Genomic DNA, 20,474 nt, shown 5'->3' with positions numbered 1-20,474 from the left:
CGGCGAAAGCCGGGGGCCGCAACCAACCGTGAATGGGCCCCGGCTTTCGCCGGGGATCACGATCCTTATTCGGCCGCTTCCTCGACCATCACCTTCTTGTAGATGCTCGTGCGTGGATAGGAGCAGAGGCGCATCACCATCGGCTCGAAGAATTCGAGGCTCTCGCTGTCGTAATCGGGATCGAACGCCGGCGCGTCATATTTTTCACAGAATTCGGCGCACGCCGCATAATGGGGATGGTCGCGGAACTGGTCGCGCATGTCGCGGTCGAGCCCGAGATAATGGAAGAAATAATGGCCTTGGAACACGCCATGATGCTGGACGATCCAGAGATTTTCTTCTGACAGGAAGGGCTTGAGGATCGCCGCCGCCACATCGGGATGGTTGAACGCGCCAAGCGTGTCGCCGATGTCGTGGAGCAGCGCCATCACGACATATTCCTCGTCGCGCCCGTCCCTGTGAGCTCTGGTCGCGGTCTGCAGGCAATGTTCGAGCCGGTCGACCGGGAAGCCGCCATAATCGCCGCCGAGCAGCTTCAGATGTTCGAGGATGCGTTTGCCATTGTTCGGCGCGAATTCCTTTTGCTCGCGCGCGATAATGTCCCAGTCTTCCTGCGTCCCGTCGATCATCGAACGGAACGTCGCATGCTCGTGCGTCATGTCGTTCATCGCAGCCTCTCCTTTATCGGACGGCAGCTTATGTTATTCGTTCCAATTTGCAACGTTATAGGCGCGCAGTTCGTCGGGCGTCAGGCAATGGCGCACCGGCTTGCCCGCGCTTTCGGCCGCCTCGCGGTCGAGCACGCCGTTCAGCAATCGGCGCGACACGCCCATGCGGATCAGATAATCCGAAATCTCGAGGCTCTGCCGTGCGACGCCCGGTGCCGAACCGTCGCCGGTCTCGTAAAAGCGGCCAAGGTCGAAAACCCCCGCGGGATCGACCGACCGGACGCGGCCGCTGAGGAACAATAGCGCGCAAGCACCGGTACAGCCCCAGCCAGCCGGGACCTCTGCCACCAGCAGCCCCTGCGATCGTACGACCTTCCCCGCCGCGAGCGCGCTCGCGACATCGCCGCCGGCGGAATTGAAATGCAGCGCCGATATCTGCGGATGGTCCGCAAACATGGCGCGCAATCGCGCCGCAAGGTCCGGATCGATCCGCCCCTCGACGCGCAGCACCGTCTCGCCGCCCTCTTTCGCGATCGTCAATTCGGTCGCGGCGCGGTCCCATCCTGCGCGCGCGGGCACGCAATCGGAAGCCGCGACCGGAGCACCGGCCATCAGCAACGGGACGGCAAGCAGCGCGGCGACCAGCCGCTCAGCCGCCATTGTTGATGACATTATATTCCCTGACCTCGTCCTGCGTCAGGCAGCGCCGGGTCGACTTGTCGTCCTCGTTCGCGATCGCCTTTTGCTGGTACATCACCTCGGTCAGCAGCTTGCGCGACACGCCCATGCGGATCAGGAAATCATTGTCCTCGCTGGCAAGCAGCGCCGCGTCCTGCTCGATATCGCCGATCAGCTCCTTCGTCGCATCGGTGCCCATCGCGACGCTCATGTCGATCGCGCTGCGGTCGCCGGTGCGCGTGAACATATGAACGATGAACAGCCCGCCCGGATCGATCATGCGCGGCTGCCCGCCCATGAAAACGAAATTGCACGCGCTGAAACAGGCCCAGCCGGCGGGGATGCGGGTCATCAGCCCAAAGTTCGAGCGGATCACGCGTCCAGCCGCATTGCCCGCGCGCGCATCGCCGCCTGGCGAGCGCAGCCAGATCTCCTCGACGTCGGGATTGGCGGCCAGCGCCGCCTTCAACCGGTCGGGCAGCCCCGAATCGATCCGCCCTTCGGCCAGCAGCACCTTGGCGCCGCCACGGACCGCCGGCGTCAGCTGCATCGTCGGATTGGTCGACCAGTTGGGGTCGAGCGGACAGGTCGGGTTCGCCGGGTCCATCTTCGTCGCGCCGCCAAGGAGCGCGAGCGCGCCCGCCGCCAGCGCGACGCGCGCGAGCCTAGGCGGCCAGCGCATAGCGCGCCTCTCCGGGCTTTTTGCACATCTTCTTGGTGACGCGCGTTTCCTCGCCCTCGACGATCACGACGTCGGTTACGGTCATGCAGCGCGTCCCGCCGCCCTCGTTATTGATCGACGCAACGGTCGACGACCCGCTGACATTCTCGCGCGTCGCGCTCGTCCAGTTGGAGGTCGCACCGACCTCTTCGCCGCGCGTCACCTCTTCGGTCGCGGCCGCCGCCTGGACCTGTTCGCCGGGATCGAGACGGCAGGCGATCGCGTCGGTCAGCGTCCCGCTGACCTCCGAAATCGGCACATAGGAGTAGACGCCAGCCTTGCTCGCGGCATCGCCGACCGCGTCGTTCAGGACGTTGCCGAGGATGTTGCGCCCGATGCTGCTGCCCTTCTTGCCCTTCGGACAGCCGCCATTGCCCTCTTCGCTCGGCTTCGGGGCCGGCGTCGTCACCTTGCGAAGCAGTCCGCCGAACTGTGCCTGCGCCGGCGCGACGGCGAGCAGGCAGGCCGCGAGTACGGCCGGGGTCGCCAATATTCTACGCATCATATAGTCCACCCTTGTCGCGCCCGATGCCGGGCCACCATGCGACCTTTATAGGGGCGGTTCATGCCACCCGCTGTGATTTTCATCAACTCTGCAACTTATGTCATCCACACAGGTTGAATTAACGCTGAATATGTCACAGTAACGCCGCCATGCTCTCGCAAAAGACCCGCTATACGATCCGCGCGTTCCAGCACCTTGCCGACCATTGGGGCAAGGGGCAGGTGCAGCTCGCCGATATTGCGGATGCGCAGAATATCCCGCCCAAATTCCTGACCGTGATCCTGTCCGAAATGGCGCGCGAAGGGCTGCTCATTTCGCAGCGCGGGCGCGACGGCGGATACCAGCTGGCGCTGCCCCCGATCGATATCAGCTATGGCGACCTCGTCCGGCTGACGCGCGGTTCGCTCGCGCTCGTCCCGTGCGCAGCGCGCAACGCGCACGAACAGTGCAAGAATTGCCTGCCCGAGATCGACTGCCGGATGCGCAGCCTGATGCTGAAGGTCCGCGACGACACCGCGGCGATCCTCGACCGCATCACGCTGGCCGACCCGATCAAGATGGAGCCCCTGTTCGAAAAGGAAGAGGCGGCCGAATAGGCCCGCCGCGATCGGCACGGAAACCGCGCAACAAAAAAGGCCCGCTTTCGCGGGCCTTTTTGTAATGGTGGAGCCTAGCGGGATCGAACCGCTGACCTCCTGCATGCCATGCAGGCGCTCTCCCAGCTGAGCTAAGGCCCCGTACCATTCTTCCCGTCGCCCTCGCCAATATCCTTGGCTGCTGCGACCGGGACGCCGCCTTTAGCAGCGCCATCGGGCGATGCAAGGGGCCAAATCATCTTTCGATGCTATTTTTGGGCCCCCGGCACCCGATGGCCGAATTTATCAGCTTTCGTCGTCGTTGTCGTCGCCGGTGGCAACGCCCAGATCGTCGTCGCCGCCAAGATCGACGTCATTGTCGGGCGAATCGCTGTCCTCGTCGACATCGACGTCCAGATCCAGATCCTCGTCGGTGCCTTCTTCCTTGGCGACCTTGCCGGGCTTCTCGATCTGTTCGAACGGCATCGGCTGCTTCGATTTCAGCACCGATTCCGGGATCCAGTTGTAACCGCAATTAATGCAGCTGACCGGATCATCCTTGGTCAAATCATAGAATCGGGTGGCGCATTTCGGGCAGCTGCGCTTCGTGCCCCATTCAGCCTTGATCATAAATGCCTCGTAACCCTTTGGAAACAGGATAGGAATATCGGAAGAGCGACGGTATCTGAATAGCTATCCGTCAAATCGGCGTGCGCCTTGCCAGATTGCAAGGCCGCTGTCAAAAGCCGCACGCCATGACCGATCAAACCGCCACGCCGCGCGCCTTTTCCGCTTCCGTTCCGCTCAAAGGTAGGATCGCGATCCCGGGTGACAAGAGCATCTCGCACCGCTCGCTGATGCTGTCGGCGCTCGCGGTCGGGACCAGCCGCGTTACCGGCCTGCTCGAAGGGCATGACGTGCTTGCCACCGCCGACGCGATGCGCGCGATGGGTGCTACGATCGAGCGGCGCGACGATGGCGAGTGGGTGATCGACGGCGTCGGTGTCGGCGGGCTGCTCCAGCCGCGTGAGGCGCTCGACATGGGCAATAGCGGCACCTCGACGCGCCTGCTGATGGGCCTGGTCGCGAGCCATCCGATCACCGTGACCTTCGTCGGCGACGCAAGCCTGTCAGGCCGCCCGATGGGGCGCGTCATCGACCCGCTGAGCGCCATGGGTGCCGACATCAGCGCCTCGCCCGGCGGCCGCCTGCCGCTCATGGTGCGCGGTCTCGCGCCTGCCATCCCCCTCGCCTACCGCCTGCCGATGGCGTCGGCGCAGGTAAAGAGCGCGGTGCTGCTCGCCGGGCTCAACACGCCGGGCATCACCGAAGTGATCGAACCCGTGCCCACCCGCGACCATAGCGAACGTATGCTCCGCGGCTTCGGCGCCGAGCTGACGGTCGAGACCGACGGCGACGGCACGCGCCATATCCGCATCCGCGGCGAGGCGGAGCTCAAGCCGCAGACGATCGTCGTTCCGGGCGACCCCTCGTCGGCCGCTTTCTTCATCGTCGCGGCGCTGATCGTTCCGGGGTCGGACGTCGTCATCGCCAATGTCGGGCTCAACCCGACGCGCGCGGGGCTTGTCGAGGTGCTGCAGCAGATGGGCGGCGACATCGAACTGCAGGATCCGCGCGACGTCGGCGGCGAACCCGTCGCCGACCTGCGCGTCCGCCACAGCAATCTCAAGGGCATCGACGTCGATCCCGCGGTCGCGCCGAGCATGATCGACGAATTCCCGATCCTCTTTATCGCCGCCGCGCTCGCCGAAGGCCGCACGACGACGACCGGCCTCGACGAACTGCGCGTCAAGGAAAGCGACCGGCTGGCCGTCATGGCGACGGGCCTGAAAGCCATCGGCGCCCGCGTCGAGGAAAGCGAAGACGGCCTTGTCATCGACGGCACCGGCGGCGACCCGCTGCCCGGCGGCGCGACCATCGCGGGCCATCTCGATCACCGCATCTGCATGAGCTTTGCGGTCGCCGGCCTCGTCAGCAAGGCGCCGGTCACGATCGACGACATCGCCCCCGTCGCGACCAGCTTCCCCAATTTCGAAACGCTGCTGACGCAGTTGCAGGGCGGCTTGTGATCGATGTCACCGACGCATAGCGTGGCCCGCAGCAAGATAGCGCCTCGATTCCAGAAACTTGTTGGGGATTTGCGAACCATGACATTGAAGCCCGCCACGATCGCGACTGCCCTGCTCGCCGCGCTCCTGCCCGTTGCCGCTCCCGCCGCCGAACGCATCGCCGACCCCTTCGACCGCGCCGATGCCAGCTTCTCGCGCTACCCGCTCAACCTGCCGACGACGCCGCAGGCGATCGGGCGGCTGACCAATGGCGACGTCTGCACCGACCCCGAAAGCGACTTGGACTGCGAATGGGAGGATGACACCGGCGTCGTACATATCGTCGTGGGCGAAGAGAATATCATCGCGATCAAGAGCATCGACGGCGCGGCGCTGGGCGACCGCGACATCGGCGCGCTGGACATCGGTACCGCGCGGACGCGAAGCGACGTGCTCGCCAAGGTCCGCGCCTTCCTGCCCGAGATCGCGATCGACTGCCGCGAGCCCGGCGAGGCCGGCGAAGGCAAAGGGGTCGCATCTTGCGGCGGCAGTTTCGACAATGGCGGCTGGATCAAATTGCTGTTCGGACCCGACAACCGCCTGCAGGCCGCGCGTATCGACGCGTTCCAGATAAACTGATGATCGTCGCCGTCGACGGCCCCACCGCGTCGGGGAAAGGCACGATCGCCAAGGCGCTCGGCGCGCATTTCGGCCTGCCCGTGCTCGACACGGGGCTGCTCTATCGCGCCGTCGGCTATCAGACGCAGCTGAACCACGGCGACCCCGACAGTGCCGCCGACGCGCTGGCGGCGTGCGATTTCCCCGCGGGCCTGCTGGACGATCCCGCGCTCCGCTTCGAAAGCACCGGCAGCCTCGCCAGCCGCGTGTCGGTCCATCCGCAGGTCCGCGCGGCGCTGTTCCAGCGTCAGGTCGATTTCGCGAACCAGCCTGGCGGCGCCGTGCTCGACGGGCGCGACATCGGCACCGTCATCGCGCCGCATGCCGACGCCAAATTGTTCGTGACCGCCAGCCCCGCGGAACGCGCGCGCCGACGCCATGCCGAGATGCTCGGGCGCGGCGTCGAAATCGGTTACGATGCGGTGCTCGCCGACGTCCACGCCCGCGACGCCCGCGACACCGGCCGCGCCGACGCTCCGCTGCTGCGCGCCGCCGATGCGATGCTGCTCGACAATACAACCATGGACCGCGACGCCGCACTGGCGGCCGCGATCGCCTTCGTCGAAGAACGGGTCAGGCGACCCGGCTGATATCGGGCAACGCGTCTCCGGTTTCGGGCACCGTTTGGTAAATGCAAATTTCGCCGACGCCCTTGAGCATCTCATGATGCGGCGGGCCGAATTCGGCGCGGTCCTTTGCGCGCAGCCAGGTGCTTTCCGAAATGGCGATGCCGTTGACCGGGGCCGTCCCTTCGAGCCGCGCCGCCATATTCACCGTCTCGCCCCAATAATCATACGCCATGCGCGTCGCGCCGATCACGCCGCCGACCACCGGGCCGCTATGGATGCCGACGCGCAGGCCAACGTCGGTGCCCGCGACATCCTGCAGCTGAGGGACGCCGGCCAGCACGTCGCGCGCAAAGGCGATCGCCGCGTCGGCGCTGTTGCCGCTCGTCACATTGCCGCCCGCGATGGCAAGATAGGCGTCGCCGATCGTCTTGACCTTTTCGACACCATGCCGCGCCGCGCAGGCATCGGCGTGATTGAAAAAGGCATTGAGCACTTCGACCAGATGCCCCGGCGACACGCGCTTCGTCAGGTTCGTAAAGCCCGCCATGTCGATGAAGATCACGCTGGCGTCGGCATAGGCATCGGCGACCATCCGCCCGTCGCGGATACGCTCGACCGCTGCGGGCGGCAGCATGTTATAGACGAGATCCTCATTCTTCTTGCGCTCGGCCTCGAGCGCTTCGGCGAGCGCAAAGGCGCCGCGGCTCGACCGGTCGATCGCGAAGTTGATCGCAACCATGATCGTCGCACCGCTCAGATAGCTGAGCAAGGCGTACCAGAGGCCGGCACCATGACTCTGCACGGGAATCACGGTCGCGAGGAACACGACGAGATCGAGCGCGAGCCAGAGCAGGAACAGCCGCGGGCGGCTGGCCAGCGCGACTGCGGCGAAGGCGCTGACCGACAGGCGGTTCATTACGCCCACCGCGTGCATCTCCTCCTGCATCTCGATCAGTTCGTCGAACAGCACGAGGTTGATATGACCGAGCAGGAAGACGATGCCGAGCAGCGCGGCAAAATCGATCCCCGGCCGGCTGACATAGCCGGGCCAGAAGGTCGCGCCGATATAGGCGCCGGCAAGGATGAGCATGCAGCCGAAATATACCGCGAGCGTCGCCGTATCCTCATGGCTGACGAACATCGGATTGGCGATCGTGTAGGCAAGCGCGACGAGCATGAAGAGCACGCCGTAGACACGCACGAAGGGCAGCCGCAGCGTGCGCGCGGTTTCCTGAAAACGCGCTTCGACCGCCGGATCGGCGAACGGACCATGTACCGCCTGTGGCATTGAGACCCCTCTCGATTGGGAGAATCTACAAGCCAAGGTCTTACGATGGGGTTTACCGGCTTTCGTTCCCTCCTTCTCACCTTCCCCGGACTCGATCCGGGGTGACGACGAAAAGACGCTTCCAGCTTGCCAATCTGCGGCTTCCGACCTATATGCGCCCCGTCCGACGGGCTCTCCAGCCGGTCGAGGCATGGACGAACCGCCGCTCATATCCGAGCGTCGGGCGTGACGGGGCGCACTCGTCGCGCCCTTTTTGCTTTGTCCATGGCTCGCCGATGGCGCGTCCAGAGGATGTCTTGCCTCGCATCCGGCGGGCAGGACGGATCGGCCACAAGACCAGCGGAACCAACCGCTTGGCCGGAACAAATGAAGTAAGGAAGACACTCTATGGCCTCTACGGCTTTTCCGTCGCGCGACGATTTCGCCGCGATGCTCGACGAATCGCTGGGTGGTGCTGATGGCGGCTTTGAAGGCCGCGTCGTCAAGGGCACCGTGACCGCGATCGAAAACGACCTGGCAGTGATCGACATCGGCCTGAAGAGCGAAGGCCGCGTGCCGCTTCGCGAATTCGCGATGCCGGGCCAGAAGGCTGACATCAATGTCGGCGACGAAGTCGAAGTCTATGTCGACCGCGTCGAAAACGCCAATGGCGAAACCATGCTGTCGCGCGACCGTGCTCGCCGCGAAGCCGCCTGGGACCGCCTCGAAGAAGAATTCAACAAGGAAGCGCGCGTCGAAGGCGTCATCTTCGGTCGCGTCAAGGGCGGCTTCACCGTCGACCTCGGCGGCGCCGTGGCGTTCCTTCCGGGTTCGCAGGTCGATATCCGCCCCGTGCGCGACGTCGGCCCGCTCATGGACCTGCCGCAGCCCTTCCAGATCCTGAAGATGGATCGCCGCCGCGGCAACATCGTCGTGTCGCGCCGCGCTATCCTCGAAGAAACGCGCGCCGAACAGCGCTCGGGCCTGATCCAGAACCTCGAAGAAGGCCAGATCATCGAAGGCGCGGTCAAGAACATCACCGATTATGGTGCGTTCGTCGACCTCGGCGGCATCGACGGCCTGCTCCATGTCACCGACATGAGCTACAAGCGCGTCAACCACCCGAGCGAAGTCATCAACATCGGTGACAATGTCCGCGTGCAGATCATCCGCATCAACCGCGACACGCAGCGCATCAGCCTTGGCATGAAGCAGCTCGAAAGCGATCCGTGGGAAGGCGTTGCCGCCAAGTACCCGGTCGGTGCGAAGCTGTCGGGCACCGTCACGAATATCACCGATTACGGCGCGTTCGTCGAACTCGAAGCCGGCATCGAAGGCTTGGTCCACGTCAGCGAAATGTCGTGGGTCAAGAAGAACGTCCACCCCGGCAAGATCGTTTCGACGAGCCAGGAAGTCGACGTCATCGTCCTCGAAGTCGACAGCGACAAGCGCCGCATCTCGCTCGGTCTCAAGCAGGCCCAGTCGAACCCGTGGGGCGCGTTCGCAGAACAGCATCCGGTCGGCTCGGTCGTCGAAGGCGAAGTCAAGAACGCGACCGAATTCGGTCTGTTCGTCGGCCTTCCGGGCGACGTCGACGGCATGGTTCACATGTCGGACATCGCATGGGGCATCTCGGGCGAAGAAGCGCTGCACCTCCACCGCAAGGGCGAGGCCGTGCAGGTCGTCGTTCTCGACGTCGACGTCGAGAAGGAACGCATCAGCCTCGGCATCAAGCAGCTTGAAAAGGGTGCTCCGGCCGTCGGTGGCGGCGTTGCCGCAGCCGGTTCGCTGAAGAAGAACGACATCGTCACCGTCTCGGTCCTCGAAGTCCGCGACAACGGCCTCGAAGTGCAGGCCGGCGAAGATGGTGCCACGGGCTTCATCAAGCGCGCCGACCTTGGCCGCGACCGCGACGAACAGCGCGCCGAACGTTACCAGGTCGGCCAGAAGTTCGATGCGATGGTCATCGGCTTCGACCGTTCGAAAAAGCCGAACTTCTCGGTCAAGGCGATGCAGATCGCCGAAGAGAAGGAAGCCGTCGCGCAGTATGGTTCGTCGGACTCGGGCGCATCGCTCGGCGACATCCTCGGCGAGGCGCTGAAGGCCGGCAAGAAGGATTAATTCCTTCTTCCGCCGTCAGGCGAAACAAAAGGCCCGCAGAGTGTCCCTCTGCGGGCCTTTTTCTTGTCCTGATATATTTTGACCGAATAGGGATTCATGTTACCTTCCGCGCGCGTTGGGAGGGGTCTCACGCACAATCGGCCGGCAACGTCCGGAATCCTGCCTTGGCGGGAAAAGCGTGGCTATAATATTAGGGGAAGCAGATGATCCGGTCAGAACTGGTTCAGAAGATCGCGAGCGAAAACAGCGATTTGCGGCTCGAAGAGGTCGAGCGCATCGTCGATGTCTTCTTCGATTCCATTGTCGACCAGCTTGCCGCGGGTGGCCGCGTCGAATTGCGCGGGTTCGGGGCGTTTTCGACCCGCTCGCGCGAATCGCGCACGGGCCGCAATCCCCGCACCGGCGCGGCGGTCGACGTGAAGGCGAAGAATGTGCCCTACTTCAAACCGGGCAAGGAAATGCGCGAGCGTCTGAACAATTGACACCGTGCGCCCTGCGGGGCCCGGCCGAATGATCGCGAACGGTCCGGGGTCCTGAGGCCCTAGTTCTTCAGCCGGTACCCCGTGCGGAACATCCAGAAGATGACGCCGAGGCACAGCGCCAGAAAGAGCGTGACTGCGCCCATGCTGACCTCGATCCCCACATCGCCCTTGCCGAAGAAGGTCCAGCGAAAGCCGCTGATAAGGTAGACGACGGGGTTGAACAGGGTCACCGTCCGCCATGCCGCGGGCAGCATGTCGAGCGAGTAAAAGGCGCCGCCGAGAAAGGTCAGCGGATAGATGACCAGCATCGGGATCACCTGAAGCTGCTCGAAGCTCTTGGCCCAGATGCCGATGATGAAGCCGAAGAGGCAAAAGGTCACCGCCATCAGGATCATGAAAGCCGCCATCAACAACGGATGCGCGACCTGCACGTCGACGAACAGGTGCGCGGTGGCAAAGATGATCGATCCGATGATCACCGACTTGGTCGCCGCGGCGCCGACATAGGCGATCACCGTTTCGAGCGGCGACAGCGGCGCCGACAGCATCTCGTAGATCGTGCCCGTCCATTTGGGCATATAGATGCCGAACGACGCGTTGCTGATGCTTTCGGTGAACATCGTCAGCATCATCAGCCCGGGGACGATGAACGCACCATAGGGGACGTTGCTCACTTCGGTCATACGGCTGCCGATCGCCGATCCGAAGACGACGAAATAGAGCGCGGTGGTGATCACCGGCAGCATCAGGCTGGTCCAGAAAGTGCGGCCGAAGCGCGCCATTTCGAACAGGTAGATGGCACGGATGCCGCGAATGTTCGAAATCATGCCGCTGCTCCCGCCGCGCTCTTGTCCTCGTGCACCAGCCCGACGAAAATATCCTCGAGCGAGCTTTGCTTCGTATGCAGGTCCTTGAAACCGATCCCGATGTCGCTCATCCGCCGCAGCAATGACGGAACCCCGGTCGCTTCGGCGTGGCTGTCGAATTCATAGATGAGTTCGTTGCCGTCGCCCGCGAGTTCGAGCTTCCACTGTGCGAGTTCTTCGGGGACCGACGCCAGAGGTTCGGCAAGGTTCAGCGTCAGCGTCTTGCGCCCGAGCTTCTTGATCAGCGCATTCTTCTCTTCGACCAGGATCAGCTTGCCATGGCTGATGACCCCCACCCGGTCGGCCATTTCCTCGGCCTCCTCGATATAATGGGTGGTCAGGATGATCGTCACGCCGCGCTCGCGCAGCCCGCGCACCATGTTCCACATGTCGCGGCGCAGTTCGACATCGACGCCCGCGGTGGGCTCGTCGAGGAACAGGATTTCGGGTTCGTGGCTGAGCGCCTTGGCGATCATCACGCGGCGCTTCATCCCGCCCGACAATTCCATGATCTTCGACGACCGCTTGTCCCACAGCGACAGGTCGCGCAGCAATTGTTCGATGAACGCCGGATCCTTGGGCTTGCCGAACAGGCCGCGCGAGAAGCTGACCGTCGCCATCACCGTTTCGAACGCGTCGGTGTGCAATTCCTGCGGCACCAGCCCGATCATCGTGCGCGCGGCGCGATATTCGCGTGCGTGGTCGTGCCCGCCGACGGTCACCGTGCCGCTGCTCGCCGTGACGATCCCGCAGACGATGCTGATCATCGTCGTCTTGCCCGCGCCGTTCGGCCCGAGCAGTGCGAAAATCTCGCCCTTGTTGATGGTCAGGTCGACATCGCTGAGCGCCGTGTGACCGCTTTGATAGGTTTTCCCGAGGCCGGAAATTTCGAGGACTGGAGTCATGGCACGCGTCTAGCCGACCCGCCCCGTGCCGTGAAGCGACAAACATCGCTTGACCTCTACCGGCCCATCGGCTTGACCGGCGTCGATCGTGCGGACGTGGCGAAATCGGTAGACGCAGCAGACTTAAAATCTGCCGGCCTAGTGTCATGCGGGTTCAAGTCCCGCCGTCCGCACCAGATCATCGTCCGGTCAGCGCCGGATGAGCGCCTTCACCCTCGCACGCAGCCCGGCGCGGTCGAGCAGGCGCTTGGCGCCGGCGGCAAGGCCGTCGATCGCGCGCATCGTGCCGAGCGCGGCACGATTGCGCAGCGACGGGCGAAGCAACAGGACATCGGCACAGGCGACCGACGCGCGCCCGAACTGCGCCTTGTGCGCGCCGTCGCCTTCGGTGAAATCGAACGCGCGAAAGCGCCCCTCGGCGTAAAGGCGGCGCATCGCTTCGACATGCAGCACCGTTCCCGGCGACAGGTCGGCGAAATCGGGATCATAGCCCAAATGGGCATAGACGAGCACATCCTCCTCTACCGGCAGGTAGAGATAGGCGATCGCGCGGCCTTCGGCGAACAACAGGAAGGCGCGGACATGGCCCTGCCCCGCCGCCGCGACCGCTTGCGCGACATCGGCGCCGCCGGCGGGAAGCCCGGCCTGCATCAGCCGTTCCTGATAGGTGCGCCCCGACAGCGCCGCCGCAACGGACATGAATTCGGCGACCTCGTCGGCGCTGCTGTAGGCATGGACAGTAAATCCGCCGTCGAACCGGTCGGCCAGTCGCCGCGCCTTGCGCGACAGGGTCGAGCGCGTCTTCGCCGAAAAGCCCTGCCACCAATCGTCGAACCCAGCCTGCTCCATCGGAATATAGTGGCGCGGATAATGCTGCCGCACCGCCAGCAGCCAGCCCGTCATCGCGTTCCCAAGCGCGGGGAGCCGCGCCGCCGGGACCGACCGCAGCAGCCAGCCGTCGCACCCGGACGGCGGCAAATCGGCTTCTCCGCCCGTCAGGATCGCGTCGAGACCGTGCGGCACGACGCGCAGCCGGCGCCGGACATGCCCGATCGGCCGCCCCGCGATCTCGATGCGCAGCGCGACGGCTTCGCCCCCGTCCTGTGTGCCCCCTTGCTCCATGACCTCTCATTTGTTGCGATACGGCTATTCCGGTTTCGCAGCACATGGTTATGATTGGCTTACACCAGCGGAGAGACAAGGCGCATAATGACGGCAAGAGGCAAATATGGGCGCGCCGCGATCCTGGCGACGGCGGCCACGGGCCTTGCGCTTGCCGTGTCGAGTTGCGGGCTGTTCGGCGAGCGCGGGCCGGTGAAGATTGCGGCGATGGGCACGCTCAATCCCGGCGCGACACCGCTGACCGGCGAATTGTCGACCGGCAATGCCGCGCTGCTCGATGCCACCTCGCAAGGGCTTGTCAGCTACGACGGCGAGGGACAGATCGATACCGGGCTGGCCGATCGCTGGACCGTCACCACCGACGGCCGCAGCTATATTTTCCGCCTTCGCGAAGCCAAATGGACCAATGGCCGCAAGGTTACGGCCGAAGAGGTCGCGGCGATCCTGCGATCCTATCTGGCGCCCGCCAGCCGCCATATTCTGAAGAGCGACTTTCCGGAGATCGAGACGATCAAGGCGATGACCGACACCGTCATCGAAATACGACTGTCGGTGCCGCAGCCGACGATCCTCGAACTGCTCGCGCAGCCGTCGATGGCGATCGTCAACAAGGGCATGGGCTGGGGCCCGATGCGATCGCGCAGGATCGGACGCGCCGTCCTGTTGTCGCCGGTTCCCGATCCGCTGGCCGAGGATCCCGAAGCCGCCGAAGCCGCGGCGCACGATCCGGCGGCGTCGATCGAACTCGTCGGCACCTCGCCCGCGGGCGCGCTCGCGCGGTTCAAGAACGGCTATGCCGACGGCGTCATCGGGGGGCGTTTTTCGACCCTCCCCTATTTCGTCGCGTCGAATATCGGGCGCTCGCGGCTCGTCGTCGATCCGGTACCGGGTCTCTTCGGCCTCGCCTTCCTGCGCGCCGAAGGCTTCCTTGCGACCGACGTCAACCGCGACGCGCTGGTCCGCGCGATCCGGCGCGAACGGCTGGTCGAGGCCTTCGGGCTTGCCGAATGGCAGCCGCAGGTCAGCCTGCGGCCGGCGCTCTATGCACGCGACGGCGGCCCGGCGCCGCTCGTCCCCGCCTGGGCCGACTATGACGAGGCGTCGCGGATCGCGCAGGCGAAACGCATCGTCGACGCCTGGCGCGGCGGCGGGCACGAAATCGACCCGGTGCGCATCGCGGTCCCCGACTCGCCCGGCGGGCGCATCCTCTTCGCCTATGTGTCGGCCGATTTCGCCGCAGTCGGCGTGCCGAGCCGCCGCGTCGCCATGGCGTCGGCCGCCGATCTGCGCCTGATCGACGAGGTCGCGCCCAACGACGATGCGCTGTGGGCGCTCCGCCGCCTGTCGTGCCGCCGCGACACGCTCTGCAACCGCGAAGCGCAGGAACTGATCGACCAGGCGACGGCCAATATCGATGCGGGCCAGCGCCGCGCGCAAATCGGCGAAGCCGAAGCCGTGCTCGCCCGCTATGCGCCCTTCATCCCGCTCGCGACCCCGCTGCGCTGGTCGGTCGCGTCGCAGCGATTGACGGGGCTGCGCGCCAACGGCCGGGCGCAGCACCCATTGAATCACCTGATCGCGCGTCCTAACTAAATAGGTGGCGCTGCACCTTCGAGCGCTTTGGAAAGGACCCTGATGGCCCCTTCGTCCCCCAATCCCGATGCGATTTTCGACGCCCTGATCCAGAACAGGAACGATCCCGCTGCGCTGCGCAAGCGCGTCGAGACGCTCGAAATGCTGCTCGAACGCAGCTTCGTCATCCCCGGGATCAACCGGCCGGTCGGGCTCGATGCGATCGTCGGCCTCGTTCCCGTCGTCGGCGACGTCATCGCCGCGACGATGGGCGCCTATCTGATATGGGAGGCGCGCAACCTCGGCATGCCGAAGTGGAAAATCTGGCGCATGGTCGGCAATCTTGGCGTCGACACCGCGCTCGGCGCGGTTCCGCTCGTCGGCGACGCCTTCGACTTCTTCTTCCGGTCGAACACGCGCAACCTGCGGATCATAAAGAAGCATCTCGACAAGCACCACCCCGGCACGATCATCATCGACCAATAGGGTCGCCGCCATCTTCCCTCGGGATGGGCAATGCTGCTAGCACTGCGGCACCATATCCCAGGGGAGAGTGAAGAATGATCCGCGCCAGCCTTGCCGCGCTTGCCCTCAGCTGCTCGATGGCCGCCGTCGCGGTCGCAGCCATCGACGACAAGGACCCCTGGCTCTGGCTCGAAGATATCGAGGGCAAGAAGGCGCTCGACTGGGTGCGCAAGGAAAATGCCGCAACCGACAAGCTGATCGTCGGGCGCCCGGGCTTCGAGGCCGACCGCAAGCGTGCCCGCGCCATTCTCGACGACGACCGCCAGATCGCCGAACCCGGTGAGGTCATGGGTGACCATATCACCAATTTCTGGCGCGATGCCGCCAATCCGCGCGGCGTCTGGCGGCAAAGCCCGCTCGACGCGTATCTGGCCGGCAAGCCCGAATGGACCGTGCTGATCGACGTCGACGCGCTCGGCAAGGCCGAGAAACAGAGCTGGGTCTGGCACGGCGCCGATTGCCTCGCACCCGATTACAAGCGCTGCCTCGTCTCGCTGAGCCCCGGCGGCACCGACGCCGATATCGTGCGCGAATGGGACCGCACGACCAAAAGCTTCGTCAAGGGCGGCTTCACCCTGCCGCAAGCCAAAAGCAGCGTGACGTGGGAAAATGCCGACACGCTGCTCGTCGCGACCGATTATGGCAAGGGTAGCATGACCGCGTCGGGCTATCCGCGCATCGTCAAGCGCTGGAAGCGCGGTACCCCGCTGAGCGCGGCCGAGACCGTCGCCGAGGGCGAGGTCGAGGATGTCGGGATGAGCGTTTCGGCGCTCGAAGACGGCGACAAGCGCTGGCCGATGATCAGCCGCAACAAGACATTCTACACCAGCGAATATCGCCTGCCGAGCAGCGACTTTTCGAGCTATCAATCGACCATCATTCCCGAAACCGGCGACATTCGCGCGGTGATCGACGGTCAGGCGATCGTCTTTCTCAACGAGGATTTCGGCTCGGGCTTTCCCGCGGGTTCGCTGATTTCGCTGTCGATCGCCGACATGGCGGCGGGCGCACAGGTCGCGATCATCCCGGTGATGGCGCCGACCAAGGCGCAGGCGATCGAACATGTCGCCGCGAGCAAGAATATCCTGTGGGTGAAGGCGCTCGACGATGTCGAGGGCAAGCTGTTCGCGCTGCGCCGCGACCAGCCCTATGGACGCTGGAGCCAGAAAGAGGTGCCCGTCACCGCCAATGCGACGATGGCGATCGCTGGCACGGTCGACGACCGCGACATCGCGCTCGTCACCGCCGAGACGATGCTGATGCCGCCGACGCTCTATGCGGTCACCGAGGGCAAGGCGCCGCAGGCGGTGCAGAGCCTGCCCGCGACCTTCGATGCCAAGGACATGACCGTCGAGAAGCGGTTCGCGACGTCGAAGGACGGCACGAAAATTCCTTATTTCCTCGCCCGCAAAAAGGGCGCGACCGGCCCCGTCCCGGCGCTGGTCCACGCCTATGGCGGCTTCCGCGCCGCACAGACGCCCGGTTATCTCACCGGCCAGCCCTATCGGGCCGGCCCGCTCGGGCTGTTCTGGGTCGAGGACGGCAATGCCTATGTCCTCGCCAATATCCGCGGCGGCGGCGAATATGGCCCCGCCTGGCATCAGGCGGCGCTGCGCGAGAAACGCCAGAACAGCTTCGACGACCTCCACGCCGTCGCCGAAGACCTGGTCGCGACCGGGGTCAGCACCAAGGGCAAGATCGCGATTTCGGGCCGCTCGAACGGCGGCGTGCTCGTCGGCGCGGCGATGACGCAGCGCCCCGACCTTTATGGCGCCGTCATCTCGGGCTCGCCGATCAAGGATATGTGGCGGTACGACAAGATGCTCGCTGGCGCCTCGTGGGTCGCCGAATATGGCGACCCCGACGTGCCCGAGGACTGGGCCTTCCTGTCGAAATATTCGCCCTATCAGAATGTCCGCAAGGGCGTGACCTATCCGCCGATCTTCCTTTACCTCTCGACCAAGGACGACCGCGTCCATCCCGGTCATGCGCGCAAATATGCCGCGCGGCTGAAGGAATATGGCAACAGCGTCTATTATCACGAATATATCGAGGGCGGCCATTCGGTCGGCGCCGACCATGCCGAGGACGCGGTACGCGCGGCGATGCTCCACGCCTTCCTGCTGCGCGAACTGGTCGAGAAGAAATAGGCGAAGGCTTCTCGACCTTCAGAACCGCTTTCGCACCGAAAGCTGGATCGTGCGGCCGAGCGGGTCGGCGTCGTAGCGCCGGTACCCCGCCGGAACGCTGCCATCGCCCAGCGTGACGCGCCGATAGCTGTTCAGCAGGTTCTGGACATCGAGCGCAATATTGAGGTCCTTGAGCCACGCCGGCTTTTCCGCGCCGCGCAACAGGCGTTCGGGCTCCGCGAACAGCCGCAGGTTCAGCGTTGTTACCCCGCGGTGCCGATAATCCAGTTCGCCGCCCGGCGATGCGGGATCGCGAAGCCGGAAGGGGCTCTGCCAATTCCCCTCGATCGCGCCTCCTGCCCCCGCCCGGCCCGCGACAAGCTGGAAAGCGACGCTGTGCCGCGACTGGGCGGTGTCGCCGCGCAGGCGGTCGATCGGCGGGATGCCGGGACGCGTCAGCAGTTCGCTGCGCAAGAGCCAGCCGTGATTGACCGACAGCGTCACCTGCCAGGGCTCCGCGGCGGGCGCGATGGCGGCGGCATCCGCTTTCTTCGCCGTCGAAAAGGACAGGATGAAGCTGTTTTCGAGCCGTTCGCTGAGGTCGCGCGCAATGCGGATCGGACGCGCATCGACCGAGACCAGCCGCCCATCGGCGTCGCGGACGATCCGTTCGGGGAAAGCGCGTTCGACCGCCGGGGTCAGCACCGGGAACAGTCCGGCTCCGCCCGTCGAGAGCTGCCGCTGATATTCGGATGTCAGGATGATCTGCGGATCGGCGAACGGACGCAGGCTCGCGCGCAGCGTATAGTTACGCAGGCGCCCGCGACCAAGGTCGGGATTGCCGCCGGTGATCCACACCGGCTCGGCAAGCTCCTGTTGCCTGTAATCATAGATGCGCCGGACATCCTCGATATAGGGTCCGCCGAGCTGGTCGGCACTGGGGATCAGCTGCGCGGAACCCGCCGATGCATAGAGTTGCAGGACCGGGAACGGCGTCCAGTTCATGCCGAGGTCGAAGCGTTTCTGCATCGACGTGCCCGATGCGGCGCTGATGCCCCCCGCGATGTCGATCGACAGGTCGCCCAGCGCCGAAAAGCGGTCGGAGGCCGCGGACGAAATCGGCACCGCGAGCGAGAGGCGGGCATCATATTGCCGGCGCCGGAATTCGAGGTCGCCGGGCAGCGGTCCGCGATCGTCGAAACGTCGACTCCGGCTCCAGTTGCGCGATGCGCCGAACAGGATGTTGGAGGTCACCATCCCCGCGGGCAGCGTCAATATCGGTCGATTGAGGTTGACCTGCGCCGACAGGGTTTCAGCATGCGAACGCGCCCGGTCGGTTCGAATGTCCGGTGGCTCCGCCCGCTCGAGCGCGCTCTCCGACCAGCTACGCGAATAGCGCGCGACAAGATTGCTGTGCCAGCCCGCCAGCGGACCGCCGAGCAGCGCCGTCAATCCGAGATTGGTGGTCGTCTGATCGCCGCGCAGCGCCTCGCGGGCCGCATTCTCCGGCGCCGGGCCAAGCAATTGCCGCGTGTCGCGGCGCGCGACATCCATGCCGAGCGTCCCGTTGAACCGCCCCAGCGGGCGCGTCACATCGACGTTGAACGCCATATTGTCCGACGCGGGAAGCAGCGTGCGCCGCGTGCCGGCCCCATCCGGATCGTCGGCGGCGCTCCGCTCGCTCTTGAGCAGGCGATCGTCATGCGACAGGTCGGCGCGCGCGCTCCAGCGCGCCTTGCCGTCGATAACGAAGCGTCCGAGCGACGTCCGCCCGCTCGGACGGCCGCCCGCCGTCGCCATCTTCGCGCCCGCTTCGGCCTGCCACGAGGCGAAGCTTTTCTTGAGCACGAGATTGACGACGCGCTGGCCCGGCGGATAGCCATAACGTTCCGCCGCCTCGGGGCGCAGGATAGCGAGCTTCGCGAGCGCCTCGGGCGGGAAACCGTTGATCCCCGTCGCACCGTCGGCGCGTTCGCCGTTGATCAGGATGACCGGCCGCTCGTCCGCGCGTCCGGTGAGCGGCGCGATGAGCGAGACAAGGTCGCCGATCGAGCCCGCGCCATAGGCGTCGATCTCCGCCTCGCCGAGTTCGGTCTCGGGCTCGACGAGCGCGGCGCCCCATTGGGCGGTCACGACAATCTCTTCGACATCGTCGGAATGGGCCTGCGGCGCGTCGCCGGCCGGAGGCTGGGCGTTTGCGGTGGAGGTCAAAACGGGAAGAAGCGCGAGCAGCGCGCGGCCGAACGGCTTGTCCTTCCCCGAAATCATACGCCCGTCACCCGCTTGCCGCGCCTTGTATCGGCGCTCGCCTATACGCTTTTCCCAAAAAGCCGATGAAGACCGGAAGGCAAAAGCCTTCCGGTCTTCATCGTTTCAGCTGTCGGCAGACCGTGGGGAAGGAGGGAGGGGTCACCCCAAACCTGCCTGCCCGTGGGGGGGCAGGCAGGCATCCGGTCTGTTGCCAACGGCCGATCAGGGATAGGTGTAGGATGCCGTCGGGCTGGTCGACACATTGTTCTGCATGCTGCACGCCGAGCCGCCGGGCGGATCCGACGGGATCGTGTTGGCGTGGCTGAACTGGAGAACCCCGCTGACCAGCTTCGCCTTCAGATTGCCGCGGCAATTGCCGGTGATGCCGACGACGCGCACGTCGTTGATCACGACGTCGGTCGCGTTCAGCGTCGTGATGTCATACGGAAAACCACTGAACGAAACCGCGCCGCAAAGGCCGCCCGTCAGCGAAATGCCAGTGATTTTGGTGCCGCTGGGAACCGTAGTCGAAATGGTCCCGTCCGAATTGGTGGTGGCGGTGAGCGTGCAGTTCAGCGTGATGCCCTTTTTCACTTCCACCGTGCTGGGGCCAGCCGCCCCGGCGCCTGCAGGCGAATAGGTTCCCGCGAGCGCGGCGGTAGGGAGCATGGCGAACGCGGCCACGGTGCCGACGAATATCTTCTTGAGATTGTTCATGACTTATCCTCTCCGTTTATTGCTTTGCATTGCGGGAAAGCTTTCTGCCTTCCCT

20 protein-coding genes and 2 tRNA genes are annotated in these 20,474 nt (G+C 65.0%); 10 read left to right on the top strand and 12 right to left on the bottom strand.

Translation table 11 applies throughout. The features are described 5' to 3' along the window. Window positions 1-65 precede the first annotated feature (65 nt). From VGU00_RS07105 to VGU00_RS07090, 4 genes are read right to left on the bottom strand one after another with little or no spacing between them, the layout of a single operon-like run. Window positions 66-668 carry an HD domain-containing protein gene (locus tag VGU00_RS07105; protein WP_327466911.1) on the bottom strand — a complete coding sequence of 201 codons (603 nt, stop codon included), beginning with the start codon at window positions 666-668 and terminating at the stop codon, window positions 66-68. Between the two features lie 33 nt (window positions 669-701). Next, complete coding sequence (locus VGU00_RS07100; protein ID WP_327466909.1) at window positions 702-1,340, bottom strand: hypothetical protein; 639 nt, start codon at window positions 1,338-1,340, stop codon at window positions 702-704. Continuing rightward, complete coding sequence (locus tag VGU00_RS07095) at window positions 1,318-2,028, bottom strand: hypothetical protein (RefSeq protein ID WP_327466907.1); 711 nt, start codon at window positions 2,026-2,028, stop codon at window positions 1,318-1,320. Before VGU00_RS07095 ends, VGU00_RS07100 begins: the two co-directional genes overlap by 23 nt. Further along, entirely contained in the window at window positions 2,012-2,572 is a 561-nt protein-coding gene (locus VGU00_RS07090; protein ID WP_327466905.1) for a hypothetical protein, read from the bottom strand. The genes VGU00_RS07095 and VGU00_RS07090 overlap by 17 nt, the downstream gene beginning before the upstream one ends. A 149-nt stretch (window positions 2,573-2,721) precedes the next feature. On the opposite strand from VGU00_RS07090, the gene VGU00_RS07085 reads away from it, so the two are divergent. Further along, complete coding sequence (locus tag VGU00_RS07085; protein WP_327466903.1) at window positions 2,722-3,168, top strand: Rrf2 family transcriptional regulator; 447 nt, start codon at window positions 2,722-2,724, stop codon at window positions 3,166-3,168. 65 nt (window positions 3,169-3,233) lie between these two features. Here VGU00_RS07085 and VGU00_RS07080 read toward each other — a convergent pair. Continuing rightward, window positions 3,234-3,309: transfer RNA gene (locus tag VGU00_RS07080), tRNA-Ala, on the bottom strand. Between the two features lie 144 nt (window positions 3,310-3,453). Beyond that, the gene (locus VGU00_RS07075) at window positions 3,454-3,777 is read right to left on the bottom strand and encodes a TIGR02300 family protein (protein WP_327466901.1); all 324 of its coding nucleotides are present in this window, start codon (window positions 3,775-3,777) and stop codon (window positions 3,454-3,456) included. Between the two features lie 125 nt (window positions 3,778-3,902). Between VGU00_RS07075 and aroA the strand changes: the two genes are divergently transcribed. The 3 genes from aroA (at window position 3,903) to VGU00_RS07060 (ending at window position 6,484) form a co-directional block, all read left to right on the top strand. Next, window positions 3,903-5,237, top strand: a complete 1,335-nt coding sequence (gene aroA, locus VGU00_RS07070; protein ID WP_327466899.1) for a 3-phosphoshikimate 1-carboxyvinyltransferase — start codon at window positions 3,903-3,905, stop codon at window positions 5,235-5,237. 78 nt (window positions 5,238-5,315) lie between these two features. Beyond that, a complete protein-coding gene (locus VGU00_RS07065; RefSeq protein ID WP_327466897.1) occupies window positions 5,316-5,855 on the top strand; it encodes a hypothetical protein in 540 nt (179 codons plus the stop codon). After that, complete coding sequence (locus VGU00_RS07060) at window positions 5,855-6,484, top strand: d(CMP) kinase (protein WP_327466895.1); 630 nt, start codon at window positions 5,855-5,857, stop codon at window positions 6,482-6,484. Before VGU00_RS07065 ends, VGU00_RS07060 begins: the two co-directional genes overlap by 1 nt. Here the strand turns inward: VGU00_RS07060 and VGU00_RS07055 are convergent. Further along, window positions 6,468-7,751, bottom strand: a complete 1,284-nt coding sequence (locus VGU00_RS07055) for an adenylate/guanylate cyclase domain-containing protein (protein ID WP_327466893.1) — start codon at window positions 7,749-7,751, stop codon at window positions 6,468-6,470. The genes VGU00_RS07060 and VGU00_RS07055 overlap by 17 nt on opposite strands. Before the next feature lie 387 nt (window positions 7,752-8,138). On the opposite strand from VGU00_RS07055, the gene rpsA reads away from it, so the two are divergent. After that, entirely contained in the window at window positions 8,139-9,851 is a 1,713-nt protein-coding gene (gene rpsA / locus VGU00_RS07050; RefSeq protein ID WP_327466891.1) for a 30S ribosomal protein S1, read from the top strand. A 203-nt stretch (window positions 9,852-10,054) separates the two neighbouring features. Further along, the gene (locus VGU00_RS07045; RefSeq protein ID WP_327466889.1) at window positions 10,055-10,333 is read left to right on the top strand and encodes an integration host factor subunit beta; all 279 of its coding nucleotides are present in this window, start codon (window positions 10,055-10,057) and stop codon (window positions 10,331-10,333) included. Between the two features lie 59 nt (window positions 10,334-10,392). Here the strand turns inward: VGU00_RS07045 and VGU00_RS07040 are convergent, their stop codons facing one another. Then, window positions 10,393-11,160: an ABC transporter permease gene (locus VGU00_RS07040; RefSeq protein WP_327466887.1), complete on the bottom strand. Its 768-nt coding sequence runs from the start codon at window positions 11,158-11,160 to the stop codon at window positions 10,393-10,395. Further along, a complete protein-coding gene (locus tag VGU00_RS07035; RefSeq protein ID WP_327466885.1) occupies window positions 11,157-12,104 on the bottom strand; it encodes an ABC transporter ATP-binding protein in 948 nt (315 codons plus the stop codon). Before VGU00_RS07035 ends, VGU00_RS07040 begins: the two co-directional genes overlap by 4 nt. A gap of 90 nt (window positions 12,105-12,194) precedes the next feature. On the opposite strand from VGU00_RS07035, the gene VGU00_RS07030 reads away from it, so the two are divergent. Continuing rightward, window positions 12,195-12,280: transfer RNA gene (locus VGU00_RS07030), tRNA-Leu, on the top strand. A gap of 13 nt (window positions 12,281-12,293) precedes the next feature. Here the strand turns inward: VGU00_RS07030 and VGU00_RS07025 are convergent. Then, window positions 12,294-13,226: a GNAT family N-acetyltransferase gene (locus tag VGU00_RS07025; protein WP_327466883.1), complete on the bottom strand. Its 933-nt coding sequence runs from the start codon at window positions 13,224-13,226 to the stop codon at window positions 12,294-12,296. Between the two features lie 87 nt (window positions 13,227-13,313). On the opposite strand from VGU00_RS07025, the gene VGU00_RS07020 reads away from it, so the two are divergent. The 3 genes from VGU00_RS07020 to VGU00_RS07010 all read left to right on the top strand — a co-directional run bounded on the left by VGU00_RS07020 (window position 13,314) and on the right by VGU00_RS07010 (window position 17,473). Next, on the top strand, window positions 13,314-14,819 hold the full coding sequence (locus VGU00_RS07020; RefSeq protein ID WP_327466881.1) for an ABC transporter substrate-binding protein: 1,506 nt from the start codon (window positions 13,314-13,316) through the stop codon (window positions 14,817-14,819). A 42-nt stretch (window positions 14,820-14,861) separates the two neighbouring features. Further along, a complete protein-coding gene (locus VGU00_RS07015; RefSeq protein WP_327466879.1) occupies window positions 14,862-15,284 on the top strand; it encodes a DUF4112 domain-containing protein in 423 nt (140 codons plus the stop codon). A gap of 74 nt (window positions 15,285-15,358) precedes the next feature. Continuing rightward, window positions 15,359-17,473: a prolyl oligopeptidase family serine peptidase gene (locus tag VGU00_RS07010; protein WP_327466877.1), complete on the top strand. Its 2,115-nt coding sequence runs from the start codon at window positions 15,359-15,361 to the stop codon at window positions 17,471-17,473. Window positions 17,474-17,491: 18 nt separating this feature from the next. Here the strand turns inward: VGU00_RS07010 and VGU00_RS07005 are convergent, their stop codons facing one another. Both VGU00_RS07005 and VGU00_RS07000 read right to left on the bottom strand, forming a co-directional pair. Continuing rightward, window positions 17,492-19,720, bottom strand: coding sequence for a hypothetical protein (locus VGU00_RS07005; protein ID WP_327466875.1), 2,229 nt, complete (start codon window positions 19,718-19,720; stop codon window positions 17,492-17,494). A 204-nt stretch (window positions 19,721-19,924) separates the two neighbouring features. Continuing rightward, complete coding sequence (locus VGU00_RS07000; protein WP_327466873.1) at window positions 19,925-20,419, bottom strand: hypothetical protein; 495 nt, start codon at window positions 20,417-20,419, stop codon at window positions 19,925-19,927. Between the last annotated feature and the right edge of the window lie 55 nt (window positions 20,420-20,474).

Source organism: Sphingopyxis sp., assembly GCF_035944815.1.
GTDB lineage: Bacteria > Pseudomonadota > Alphaproteobacteria > Sphingomonadales > Sphingomonadaceae > Sphingopyxis.
This window is presented reverse-complemented; position numbering and strand designations above follow the sequence as displayed.

Coding starts and splice junctions, on each gene's coding strand:
- VGU00_RS07105 (WP_327466911.1), bottom strand. CDS start 668: ATGAACGACATGACGCACGAGCATGCGACGTTCCGTTCGATGATCGAC.
- VGU00_RS07100 (WP_327466909.1), bottom strand. CDS start 1,340: ATGTCATCAACAATGGCGGCTGAGCGGCTGGTCGCCGCGCTGCTTGCC.
- VGU00_RS07095 (WP_327466907.1), bottom strand. CDS start 2,028: ATGCGCTGGCCGCCTAGGCTCGCGCGCGTCGCGCTGGCGGCGGGCGCG.
- VGU00_RS07090 (WP_327466905.1), bottom strand. CDS start 2,572: ATGATGCGTAGAATATTGGCGACCCCGGCCGTACTCGCGGCCTGCCTG.
- VGU00_RS07085 (WP_327466903.1), top strand. CDS start 2,722: ATGCTCTCGCAAAAGACCCGCTATACGATCCGCGCGTTCCAGCACCTT.
- VGU00_RS07075 (WP_327466901.1), bottom strand. CDS start 3,777: ATGATCAAGGCTGAATGGGGCACGAAGCGCAGCTGCCCGAAATGCGCC.
- aroA (WP_327466899.1), top strand. CDS start 3,903: ATGACCGATCAAACCGCCACGCCGCGCGCCTTTTCCGCTTCCGTTCCG.
- VGU00_RS07065 (WP_327466897.1), top strand. CDS start 5,316: ATGACATTGAAGCCCGCCACGATCGCGACTGCCCTGCTCGCCGCGCTC.
- VGU00_RS07060 (WP_327466895.1), top strand. CDS start 5,855: ATGATCGTCGCCGTCGACGGCCCCACCGCGTCGGGGAAAGGCACGATC.
- VGU00_RS07055 (WP_327466893.1), bottom strand. CDS start 7,751: ATGCCACAGGCGGTACATGGTCCGTTCGCCGATCCGGCGGTCGAAGCG.
- rpsA (WP_327466891.1), top strand. CDS start 8,139: ATGGCCTCTACGGCTTTTCCGTCGCGCGACGATTTCGCCGCGATGCTC.
- VGU00_RS07045 (WP_327466889.1), top strand. CDS start 10,055: ATGATCCGGTCAGAACTGGTTCAGAAGATCGCGAGCGAAAACAGCGAT.
- VGU00_RS07040 (WP_327466887.1), bottom strand. CDS start 11,160: ATGATTTCGAACATTCGCGGCATCCGTGCCATCTACCTGTTCGAAATG.
- VGU00_RS07035 (WP_327466885.1), bottom strand. CDS start 12,104: ATGACTCCAGTCCTCGAAATTTCCGGCCTCGGGAAAACCTATCAAAGC.
- VGU00_RS07025 (WP_327466883.1), bottom strand. CDS start 13,226: ATGGAGCAAGGGGGCACACAGGACGGGGGCGAAGCCGTCGCGCTGCGC.
- VGU00_RS07020 (WP_327466881.1), top strand. CDS start 13,314: ATGACGGCAAGAGGCAAATATGGGCGCGCCGCGATCCTGGCGACGGCG.
- VGU00_RS07015 (WP_327466879.1), top strand. CDS start 14,862: ATGGCCCCTTCGTCCCCCAATCCCGATGCGATTTTCGACGCCCTGATC.
- VGU00_RS07010 (WP_327466877.1), top strand. CDS start 15,359: ATGATCCGCGCCAGCCTTGCCGCGCTTGCCCTCAGCTGCTCGATGGCC.
- VGU00_RS07005 (WP_327466875.1), bottom strand. CDS start 19,720: ATGATTTCGGGGAAGGACAAGCCGTTCGGCCGCGCGCTGCTCGCGCTT.
- VGU00_RS07000 (WP_327466873.1), bottom strand. CDS start 20,419: ATGAACAATCTCAAGAAGATATTCGTCGGCACCGTGGCCGCGTTCGCC.